The 9,699-nt window shown below is 73.6% G+C and carries 10 protein-coding genes; 4 read left to right on the forward strand and 6 right to left on the reverse strand.

The features are described from left to right. Positions 1-67: 67 nt before the first annotated feature. From ACFCY7_RS37875 to ACFCY7_RS37900, 6 genes are all read right to left on the reverse strand, one after another. On the reverse strand, positions 68-346 hold the full coding sequence (locus tag ACFCY7_RS37875; RefSeq protein WP_056643544.1) for a chaplin: 279 nt from the start codon (positions 344-346) through the stop codon (positions 68-70). Positions 347-623: 277 nt separating this feature from the next. Then, positions 624-1,136 carry a hypothetical protein gene (locus tag ACFCY7_RS37880; RefSeq protein WP_376490630.1) on the reverse strand — a complete coding sequence of 171 codons (513 nt, stop codon included), beginning with the start codon at positions 1,134-1,136 and terminating at the stop codon, positions 624-626. A gap of 114 nt (positions 1,137-1,250) precedes the next feature. Next, on the reverse strand, positions 1,251-1,964 hold the full coding sequence (locus tag ACFCY7_RS37885) for a hypothetical protein (protein WP_376490631.1): 714 nt from the start codon (positions 1,962-1,964) through the stop codon (positions 1,251-1,253). Positions 1,965-2,198: 234 nt separating this feature from the next. Continuing rightward, positions 2,199-2,480: a hypothetical protein gene (locus ACFCY7_RS37890; protein WP_376490632.1), complete on the reverse strand. Its 282-nt coding sequence runs from the start codon at positions 2,478-2,480 to the stop codon at positions 2,199-2,201. Positions 2,481-2,704: 224 nt separating this feature from the next. Beyond that, positions 2,705-3,577, reverse strand: a complete 873-nt coding sequence (locus ACFCY7_RS37895) for a hypothetical protein (protein ID WP_376490633.1) — start codon at positions 3,575-3,577, stop codon at positions 2,705-2,707. Positions 3,578-3,852: 275 nt separating this feature from the next. Continuing rightward, positions 3,853-4,092, reverse strand: a complete 240-nt coding sequence (locus ACFCY7_RS37900) for a chaplin (protein ID WP_376490634.1) — start codon at positions 4,090-4,092, stop codon at positions 3,853-3,855. A 379-nt stretch (positions 4,093-4,471) separates the two neighbouring features. On the opposite strand from ACFCY7_RS37900, the gene ACFCY7_RS37905 reads away from it, so the two are divergent. Genes ACFCY7_RS37905 through ACFCY7_RS37920 form a run of 4 tightly spaced genes read left to right on the forward strand, consistent with a single transcriptional unit; the run spans position 4,472 to position 9,465 of the window. Then, the gene (locus ACFCY7_RS37905; RefSeq protein ID WP_376490635.1) at positions 4,472-5,533 is read left to right on the forward strand and encodes a DUF3344 domain-containing protein; all 1,062 of its coding nucleotides are present in this window, start codon (positions 4,472-4,474) and stop codon (positions 5,531-5,533) included. A 1-nt stretch (position 5,534) separates the two neighbouring features. Next, positions 5,535-6,671, forward strand: a complete 1,137-nt coding sequence (locus tag ACFCY7_RS37910) for a glycosyltransferase (RefSeq protein ID WP_376490636.1) — start codon at positions 5,535-5,537, stop codon at positions 6,669-6,671. Further along, positions 6,668-8,119, forward strand: a complete 1,452-nt coding sequence (locus ACFCY7_RS37915; protein ID WP_376490637.1) for an exopolysaccharide biosynthesis polyprenyl glycosylphosphotransferase — start codon at positions 6,668-6,670, stop codon at positions 8,117-8,119. Before ACFCY7_RS37910 ends, ACFCY7_RS37915 begins: the two co-directional genes overlap by 4 nt. A gap of 2 nt (positions 8,120-8,121) precedes the next feature. Further along, on the forward strand, positions 8,122-9,465 hold the full coding sequence (locus ACFCY7_RS37920; RefSeq protein ID WP_376490638.1) for an O-antigen ligase family protein: 1,344 nt from the start codon (positions 8,122-8,124) through the stop codon (positions 9,463-9,465). The last annotated feature ends 234 nt before the right edge of the window (positions 9,466-9,699 follow it).

The raw sequence follows: 9,699 nt of genomic DNA on the forward strand, positions 1-9,699 counted from the left end.
ATGTCATAACACTAAGACATTTAGTAAGTACAGTCCCCGGGGGGACACGTGCGTGGAACGGGGGGGATCAGCCGCCGTAGCCGCCGTCACCGTTGTCGTGGCCGCCGTCCGCGTTGATGCAGGTGTTGCCGAACGCCGGGTTCAGCAGACCGATCACGTTGACGGTGTTGCCGCACAGGTTCACGGGGACGTGGACCGGGACCTGGACGACGTTGCCGGAGGCGACACCGGGCGAGTGGGCGGCGACGGCCTCGGCGCCCGAGTCGGCGACGGCCAGGCCGGCTCCGCTGAGGGCAACGGCACCCGTGCCGGCGAGAACTGCGGCAGCCTTCGCGATGCGAGACATCAAGAACTCCTTGGACGTGGAAAGCGACCGCAGGAATCACGGCCGTCATACCCGTTCAACGCCCGTATGCGGGCCGGGTCACGGCCGTTGGGCCGAACGGGAAGAAGGAAAATCGAAAGAATGGCCCGCGGGCCGAAATTCCGTCCGCCGCCGGATACGACGGGACGGCCTCGGTCCGCGGGCCGCGGCCATGCGACAAGCCTCTTCTTGCAACGAGCGAGAGCCCCTGGGGTGGCGGGGAAGAATCGTGTCTTCACCCGCCCGGGGGGCGGTGGTGTCAGTGTCCGTCCGGCGCGAGGCCCAGCTGCGGGTCGAGGGCCCCGCTGAGCACCGGGGTCAGGAGACCGACCTGAGGCTTCGCCAGGTCCGGCAGGCCGCCGAGCCCGTTGCCGCGCGGGGCCTCCAGCGGGTTGCCGACGACGGCGCCGGGGGTGGCCGCCTTCATCTCCGAGTGCGGGCTGCTGAGCAGCGCCCGCCCGGGCTCGCTGTCCTTGAGGACCTCGGGCAGCGGCGCGTCGACGACGGTGCCCGGCAGGGTGCCCGCGAGCGGCACGCTGGGCAGCGTGACGTCCGGCAGCGCGCCGACGCCCTTCTGGAAGCCGGTGGGCGCGCCCGGCATCGGGACGGGAACACCGGTCGCCACGGTCGGCGCGTCCATCGGAAGGACCGGCTCCAGGCCCTGGAGGGGGACGATCACCGGCGCCTCGACGGCGGCGGCGGGAGAGGCCAGGGCGGCGGACGCGAGTGCGGTCATGAGGAGGCCCATGCCCGCGTGAGAACGCAGAGTCATGTGAGGTGAACGAGCCCCTTGGCCGAAACGTGGCGGGACTAACCCATGTGCAGCAATGCGCGGGCCCTCACCGGTGAAGGCGAGGACCCGCGTTGACGCGTACCGGCCGTCGGGTCAGTGGCGTCGGCTGATCCGTCCGCCGCGGAGGTAGACGACGCTGCCGCCGATGATCAGCGCGGCGCTGATCGCTGCCGCGCCCATGAGCGCGGGGCCGCTTCCGGTCTCAGGCAGCTCAGGGGGCCCGGTGGGCGGCGTCGTCGGCTTCGTCGGCGGAGCGGTCGGCGGGTGCGTGGGCGGGTGCGTCGGGGGGTGCGTCGGGGGGTGCGTGGGCGGGTGCGTCGGCGGGTGCGTCGTCGGCGGGTGGGTCGGGGGGTGCGTCGGCGGCTTCGTCGGAGGCGTCGTCGGCGGGTGCGTCGGGGGGTGCGTCGGCGGGTGCGTCGGCGGGTGCGTCGGCGGGTGCGTCGTCGGAGGGTGCGTCGTCGGAGGGTGCGTCGTCGGAGGGTGCGTGGGCGGGTGGGTCGGCGGATGCGTCGGCGGGTGCGTGGGCGGGTGCGTGGGCGGGTGGGTGGGTTCGTCGCCGTAGCCGCCGGGTTCCTCCGCGTGGGAACAGAGGTCGCCGACGGCTGCCGCGACGAAGCCGCCGAGTTCCATGCTCTTGCCGCAGACGTCAGCCGGTAGGGGGGCCTGGGCATGGCCGACGGCGGCGGGGCCCGACCCGTCGCCCGTGCCGGCGTGGGAGCCCGCGGCAAGGGCGAATCCGCCGCTCAGCGACAGGATGCCGGTCGCTGCCGCCGCGGTGAGTACTTTCCTGCTGATGATGGACCGCATACCGCTCTTCCTCTGGAGAAAAGGGAGAGACCGGCGAGGATCCCCCCTCGCTCCGACCGGCCTGCTCCACGCCGACGTTCGCGTGGGATTGGCCAGAGGGTATGGGGCGGCACATGGCCTACAGCGGGGACCACACGGCAGCTGATCTGAAAATCATTCGATCAGCCGACCGTGGGGGACGACGACACCGGAGCCGCCGCAAATGCCCTGGAGGGCAGGTGTCCTGAGGTGATGTCAGCCGCCGAGCGGAAGACCGCCGGGGACCGGGAGGCCGCCGAGCAGCGGGGCGCCCTTGGTGGTGTCGTTCAGCTGGGTGGCCGCGTCCGTGACGGTCTTGACCGGGGAGCCTTCCGTGGTGCTGCTCAGCACGTCCGTCTTCAGCCCATTGGCGGCGATCGCTTCGAGTCCACCGTTCAGGCTGGTGGGGGTCAGCGCCTCCGTGGCCATGGCGGGCGCGGCGGCACCCAGCGCCATCAGCGAACCGGCGACTACCGCGGCGACCTTGGTGGGCTTCATGGAATGAATCCTTCCTCTGTGCTTTCAAGTCACTTGCTGTACAGGGTTCTTGGCCGAATCCTGTACATCGTTCTGCTTCTGTAACGAGGAGTGCGCTCCCCGGAAACTCCGGGAGGAAGGATTTCTCGACACTGCACCCGATCGGTGCGGACCGGTGCTATTTGCCGATCGCACACGTCTGAGCCGGTCCGGCGGACGCCGGACCGGCACGGACGCGCGGGTGACTACCGGACCGGCAGCGGGGGCTTGACCGGCAGGTCGGGTACGTCGACCGGCGGCTTCACCGGCGGGTCGACCGGCAGCTGCGGCGGGTCCACCGGCAGCTCGGGCACGCCGGCCGGGAGCGCCGGCAGGGCGGGCAGTCCGGCCAGGTCCGGCGCGGGGAGTCCACTGCCGAGCACGGTGGCGACCGCCAGGTTGACCAGCGAGGTCAGGGTGGCGGTGACCTGCGGGACGACACCCGCGGCGTCACCCGAGGTGACGGCGGCGAGCAGGCCCGCGACCGCCTTCTCGACCGTGGCGAGCGCGTCGCCCACGACGTCCGCCGGGGCGGCCTTCACGACCGCGGCCTTCACGACCGCGGCCTTCACGCCGGCCGTAACGGGCAGGCTCACCGGCGGCTTCACGGGCAGACCCACGGGAGCGTCCACCGCGGGCGGGGTGACCGGCAGCTCGGCAGCGGGCGGGGTCACCGGGAGCTCGGGGGCGGGCGGGGTGACGGGGAGCTCCGGCGCGGTGACGGGGACGTCGGGCGCGGGGGCGTCCGGCAGCGGCGCCGGGGCGGCGCCCTTGGCCTGGTCGACGGCGGTCGCGATCTTGGCCTTGAGGGCGTCGGCGTCGGCCGCGGGGAGCTGGCCGGAGTCGGCCTTGAGGGCGGCGGTGACGAGTTCGGCCACGGGGGCCGTCACCGAACCGAGTTCTCCGAGCGCCTCGGCCTGGGTCAGCAGGGCGGCGGCTTCGGGGAGGGGTGCGCGGGCGGCCCGGTCGGCCGCGGTGGACGGATGGTGCTCGCCGGCGACGGCGGGTCCCGCCGCGCCGAGGGTGAGGACGGCGGATATCGCCAGGGCGGTGAGACGGGGTGTAGCGAGGGGACGCATATGTGTTCCTTTTCCTTATGCGTCGGACAACTGCCCTCTCACCGTGCCTGCGGGTATAGCGCTACGCAACCGCGGAACTACCGAGCGCCACGCCTCCGTTCGAGTGAATCCGCCCCCGCGCCCTGCCCCTCGAAGGGGCGTACGCCGTTGCACCGAACGGCGCACCAGCGTGCGGCCGAACGAGTACCGACCCAGTGACGACAAGGAAAAAGCCGGTGCGCCCACCCCGGGGGATGGGCGCACCGGCTTCGGAAGGACCGATCAGGCGTGGCCGATCAGGCGTTGACGCAGGCGTTGCCGAAGGCCGGGTTCAGCGCGCCGATGACGCTGACGGTGTTGCCGCAGAGGTTGACCGGGATGTGCACCGGGACCTGGACGACGTTGCCGGAGCCGACGCCGGGGGACTTCACGGCCGCGCCCTCGGCGCCGGCGTCGGCGGCGGCGGCACCGGCGGCACCGGCGACGGCGGCGGCGGCACCCACGGTCAGAACAACGGCCTTGGCGATACGGGACATGGAGAAGCTCTCCTCGATCGATATTCCACTCGGACTGCGCGGACTGTTCGGCCCGGCTCCCTCAACAACGGCCCCGGTTTTCATCGGTTGCTCTCCCGAACGGGTGACGTTCAACCGATCTTTGGGCCATAGGAGGGTCATTCGAGTGACTGGGCGTGGAATGGCGCAACACGCACAACGAGGAACCTGCCACGTGGATACGGGAGTTAGCGTTTCCGAGCATCTAATGCTTACTATCGCCCCGCGTCGGGGTTATAACGTTCCCGAACGTTGCTTCCGGGCCGGCCGCGCGTTCACTCATTTCGTGCGGACGACACCTTCCTCCCGCCCGGCCTTCTCGGGTCTTCCCTCCCTTCTCTCATCAAAGCGGAGAACCTGTATGCGGAATTCTGCGATTCCAGCCGTGCGTCGCAGCGCGCTGTGCGCCCTGTCGTGTGCGGCGCTGACCGCCGCGCTGCCGGTCGCCTCCGCCGCCGCTCCCCTGCCGCCCCGGGAGGCGGCCCGTGTCCCCTTCGCCGCGCGGTACGAGGCCGTGCAGCACGGCGGAGTGGTGCGCGCCGCCAACTCCTCGGCGAAGGGCTCGAAGGGCACCGAGTCGGTGAACGACGGCGCGACGATGGCGTACGTCGACGTGGACGGCGACCCGAACACGTACAACTCCAGCCGCGCCGAACTTGCGGTGCCCGCGGGCGCGCGGGTCAGCTGGGCCCGTCTCTACTGGGGCGGGAACCTGCGGGTGGGCGAGCAGAAGCCGGCGAAGGACAACGGCCGGGTGCTGATCGCCGAGCCCGGCGGGTCGTACAAGGCGCTCCTCGCGGACTCCGTGATCGGTCACCGCGCGGCGGACGGCGCCGACGCGTTCCAGGCCTCCGCCGACGTCACCGAGCTGGTCCGCTCGTCCCGGCGGGGCCAGTGGACCGTCGCCCAGGTCAACGTCGCCATGGGCCGCTCGAAGGTCGGCGGCTGGGGCGGCTGGACGCTCGTCGCCGCGTACGAGAAGGCATCGGAACCGCTGCGCAGGATCGGTGTCTGGGATGGTTTCGAAACCATCGGACCCGACCGTCGCGAGCTCCGTGTCCCGGTGGACGGAAACCGTTTCCCCAAGGGCACGAGCGGACGACTCGGAGTGATCGCCTATGACGGTGACCGCGGCACCTCCGGGGATTACCTGGCGGTGGATACGAGCCGCTCGAAGAGCACCCGGCTCTCCGATTCCGCAAATTCCGCGGAAGACGTCATGAACTCCAGCATCACCGAATTCGGCGCCGGTCGTACGGTCCGCTTCCCCGATGGTACGAACGGTCTGGGGTACGACTCCGACGTCTTCGATCTGCGGGATGCGCTGCACAAGGGGGGCGACCGTGTCGAGGTCCGGTTCGGCAGCGAGAAGGACACCGTCTGGCTCGGTGCGCTCTTCCTCCAGGCGGACGTCCGGCGCTGACGTGCTGTCACCACTTGACACGGACCCCGCGTCCGTCACCGTCCTGCACGCGGTCCAGCCGGGCGACGGCGGGGTCGCCCGGGTCGTCGTCGACCTGGTCCGCGCCCAGCGCGCCGCCGGCCTGCGGGTCGCGGTCGCCTGCCCGCCCGGCACCCCCCTGTCCGCCGCCGTCCGCGCCGAGGGCGCCGACACCCACGACTGGCGGGCCGGCCGGGACCCAGGTCCCCGACTGGTCGGCGAGACGAGGGACTTGGCCCGACTGATCCGCGCCGTCCGGCCCGGACTCGTCCACGCGCACAGCGCCAAGGCCGGGCTCTGCGCCCGACTGGCCCTGCGCGGACGGGTTCCGACGGTGTATCAACCACACGCCTGGTCGTTCGAGGCGGTCGAGGGGACCACCGCGGCGCTCGCCCGCCGCTGGGAGCGGTTCGGCGCGCGCTGGGCGGACCGGATCGTCTGCGTGAGCGAGGCCGAGCGGCGTACCGGCGAGGCCGCCGGCGTGCGGGCGGACTGGTCGGTCGTCCACAACGGGGTGGACGTGGCCAGGTTCGCGACCGACGGGCCGCCCGGCAATCCCGCCCCCACGGTCGTCTGCGTGGGCCGGCTCTGCCGGCAGAAGGGGCAGGACGTGCTGCTCGACGCCTGGCCCGCCGTCCTCGCGGAGGTGCCCACGGCCCGGCTCGTCCTGGTCGGCGACGGTCCGGACGCCGAGCGGCTGCGTGCCGCGGCCGGGCCCTCGGTGCGGTTCACCGGCGCCGTCGACGACACCGTCCCCTGGTACCGGGCGGCGGACGTGGTCGTCCTGCCGTCCCGCTGGGAGGGGATGGCGCTCGCGCCCCTGGAGGCCATGGCGAGCGGTCGGCCGGTCGTCGTCAGCGACGTGGACGGGGCGCGCGAGAGCCTGCCGCCCGCCCACGCATCCGAGTGCCTGGTCCCGCCCGAGGACCCGGCCGCGCTCGCCACCGCTCTGGGCCGCCTCCTCGGCCGGCCGGAGCTGCGGCACCGCCTGGGCCGGGAGGCCCACGAGCACGTACTCAGCAGATTCGATGTCCGGCGCACCGGCGCGGCCGTCGCGGACGTCTACCGCGACCTGGCCGGCGTGCGGGGGGCCGAGCACAGAGAGCCGATTGCGCAGTGACCACGGAAAGTACCAGCGTTCCCTCCTCGCCGGGCCCCTGGCCCACGGCGGGCCAGGCCTTCGGCCTCGCCTCCCTCGCGCCGCGCCGCGGCACGACCGAACGGCTCGCGCTGCCGCGCCACCGCCGGGTGCGTCCGCGCTCCGGCGTGGCGCCGCTCGTGGCCGTCGACGTCCTGGCCGTGCTGGCCGCGGCCGCCCTGCTCGGGGCGGCGCACCGCGACGTCCGGCTGCTGCTGCCGGTCGCGGTGCTCGTCCTGGTCCTCGACGGCCGCGCGGGGCTCTACCGGCCGGCCGCGCACGTCCGGGCCCTCGACGAACTGCCGGCGCTGGCCTCGCGCGCCGGGGTCGTCTGGTGTCTGGCGGCGGCCGGCGTCGCCGCGTACTCCCCGGCGCTCGCGATCGGGCCGCTGCGGCTCTGCGCCGTGTACGGCACGCACGTCGCCGTCGTGTGCCTGGTCCGCGCCGTGCTGCTGGCCCGGCGGCGCCGGATCGCGCGCGCCCATCCTCGGTCGGCGCTCGTCGTCGGCGGCACGGGGGCGGCGCGGCGGTTCGCGGCGTCGGTGGTCCAGCATCCCGAGTACGGGGTGCGGCCGGTGGGGATCGTCGGCGTGCCGGAGCAGGGCGGTGCTCCCCGGACGGCGGGGGAGGCCGGGCTTCCGGTCCTCACGACGACCGAGGAGATCCACCGGGCCGTCATCCAGAACGCGGTGCGCGACGCGGTGTTCCTGGACGACGACCCCGGTCTGATGACGCTGTTCCAGCACTACGGCTGCACCACCTGGCGGGTCGGCGGCCGGCACCAGGACGGGCCGATGCCCCAGCACGTGTGGGGGTACGCCTGGCACCGGGTCGCCCCGCGGTCCGAGCGGCGCGGGCTGACCGCCAAGCGGGCCCTCGACATCGCGCTCGCCGCTCCCGCGCTGGCGTGCGCCCTTCCGGTCCTGCTGCTGTGCGCGCTCGCCGTGCGCCTCTCGGACGGTCCGGGGGTCCTCTTCCGGCAGGAGCGGGTGGGCCAGCACGGCCGGCACTTCACCCTCCTGAAGTTCCGTACGCTGCGGCCGTCCGACGACACGGAGTCGGCGACCCGCTGGAACGTGGCGGGCGACCGGCGGATGAGCGCGGCCGGCGGCTTCCTCCGCAAGAGCTCGCTCGACGAGCTGCCGCAGCTGTGGAACGTGCTGCGCGGCGACATGAGCCTGGTCGGCCCCCGGCCCGAACGACCTTACTTCGTCGCCCAGTTCAGCAAGATCCACGCCGGGTACGCGGCCCGCCACCGGATGCCGGTGGGGCTGACCGGGCTGGCGCAGGTGCACGGTCTGCGCGGCGACACCTCGATCGAGGACCGCTGCCGCTTCGACAACCACTACATCGACCACTGGTCGCTCTGGCAGGACGTCTGCATCCTGCTGCGCACGGCGGCCGGGCTCGTCCGACCCACGGGGAGCTGAGGATGGCCACGGCCGTGACGGCGGTGCCGGCGGTTCCCGCGGCGCGGGAGACGGCGGACGTACGGGAGTGGGTCCGCCGGGCCGGTGCGCTGTCCCCGGTCCTCGCCGTGATCGCGCTGCTGCTCGTCCCGGGCGGCGGCGGGGCGCAGGGCGGCACCGGCGGCACGGGCACGGTCGCGGACGCGGCCTCCGGGCTCCTCGTCGTGGTCTGCCTCGTCCGGGTGCTGCGCGGCGGCGCCCGGCCGCTGACCCGGACGGCGGCCGTCGTCCTCGGTCTGCCGGTGCTCGGGATCTGCCTGGCCGCGATCACCTCGAACGACCCGGCGGCGAGCCTGCCGGGCGTCGCCCGCTACGTGCAGGTCTTCGTCCTCGTCCCGGCGGCCGTGCTCCTGATGATCCGCGACCGGCGGGACTTCGCCGTGGTCGCCTGGGGTCTCGTCGCCTTCGCGCTGCTCCAGGGCTCGGTCGGGGTCGTGCAGTACCTGACCGGGACGGGCGCCTCGTACCAGGGCGAGGACGTCCGGGCCGTCGGCACCTTCGGGGCGACCGACGTGATGGGCATGGCGACGGTGGTGGCGTACGGGCTCGTGGTCGTCACGGGGATCGCGCTCGGCAGCGGGCCGGGCCGGACGCGGACGGCGGCGCTGGTCTGCGCGGGCCTCCTCTTCGTACCGCTGGTGCTGTCCTTCAGCCGGGGCGCGTGGATCGCGACCGTCCTCGCCTGCGGGATCCAGCTGCTGCTGTCGGGGGCGCGGCGGGCGGCCCGGGTGGCGCTCGCCGCGGGCGCCCTCGGGGTGGTCCTCGTCGGCGGTCTGGGGATCGGCTCGACGATGGTGAAGGAGCGGGTCACCAGCATCACGCAGGTGGCGGCCGCGCCCGACCAGTCGGTGACCGACCGGTACACGATGTGGGCGGCGGCCGGGCGGATGTGGCGGGCGGAGCCGGTCACGGGTGTCGGCCTGAAGGGCTTCCCCGCGTACCGCGACTCGAACGCCTCGCTGGCGCTGTCCTCCGGCAGCGACACGGCCGGCGCGGGCGCCGCCTTCGCGCGCCAACCGCTGCTGTCCCCGCACAACATGTACCTCCTGGTGCTGAGCGAGCAGGGCCTGGTCGGGCTCCTCGCGCTGGCCGGCAGCTGGGGGGCGCTGCTCGTGGGCGCGCTGCGCCGGCGGCGGCTCGGCGCGGACTGCGCGCTGGTCGCGGCGGGCCTGCTCGCCTGGCAGCTCATCGACTTCTTCTACGCGGACATCGGCGGCCCCTCGACCGTCCTGATGTCGGTCGTGCTGGGCCTGGCTGCCTGGTGGGCGCTGGCGGAGGTGGGGCGTGCGCGACCCGTGGGCGGGTGAAGCGGAACCCACGGACACGCCGTGGCCCGACGGACCGCGCCCCGCACCCCGGCCTCCCTGCGGCGCACCGCTGACCGACCCCTGGCCGACCGCGCCTCCGGGCCCCACGGCGGTCTCGCACCTTTCAACACTCCAGGGCCTCCGGCGCGTTCGCCGCCGCGCGCGGGCCTCCGCTACCGGCGAGGCCGGTAGGCGTGGCCGGCCTCCCGCAGCGCGCTGTGCGCGTCCCGGGTG

The sequence above is a fragment of the Streptomyces sp. NPDC056361 genome, from assembly GCF_042262805.1.
Taxonomy (GTDB): domain Bacteria; phylum Actinomycetota; class Actinomycetes; order Streptomycetales; family Streptomycetaceae; genus Streptomyces.

Coding starts and splice junctions, on each gene's coding strand:
- ACFCY7_RS37875 (WP_056643544.1), bottom strand. CDS start 346: ATGTCTCGCATCGCGAAGGCTGCCGCAGTTCTCGCCGGCACGGGTGCC.
- ACFCY7_RS37880 (WP_376490630.1), bottom strand. CDS start 1,136: ATGACTCTGCGTTCTCACGCGGGCATGGGCCTCCTCATGACCGCACTC.
- ACFCY7_RS37885 (WP_376490631.1), bottom strand. CDS start 1,964: ATGCGGTCCATCATCAGCAGGAAAGTACTCACCGCGGCGGCAGCGACC.
- ACFCY7_RS37890 (WP_376490632.1), bottom strand. CDS start 2,480: ATGAAGCCCACCAAGGTCGCCGCGGTAGTCGCCGGTTCGCTGATGGCG.
- ACFCY7_RS37895 (WP_376490633.1), bottom strand. CDS start 3,577: ATGCGTCCCCTCGCTACACCCCGTCTCACCGCCCTGGCGATATCCGCC.
- ACFCY7_RS37900 (WP_376490634.1), bottom strand. CDS start 4,092: ATGTCCCGTATCGCCAAGGCCGTTGTTCTGACCGTGGGTGCCGCCGCC.
- ACFCY7_RS37905 (WP_376490635.1), top strand. CDS start 4,472: ATGCGGAATTCTGCGATTCCAGCCGTGCGTCGCAGCGCGCTGTGCGCC.
- ACFCY7_RS37920 (WP_376490638.1), top strand. CDS start 8,122: ATGGCCACGGCCGTGACGGCGGTGCCGGCGGTTCCCGCGGCGCGGGAG.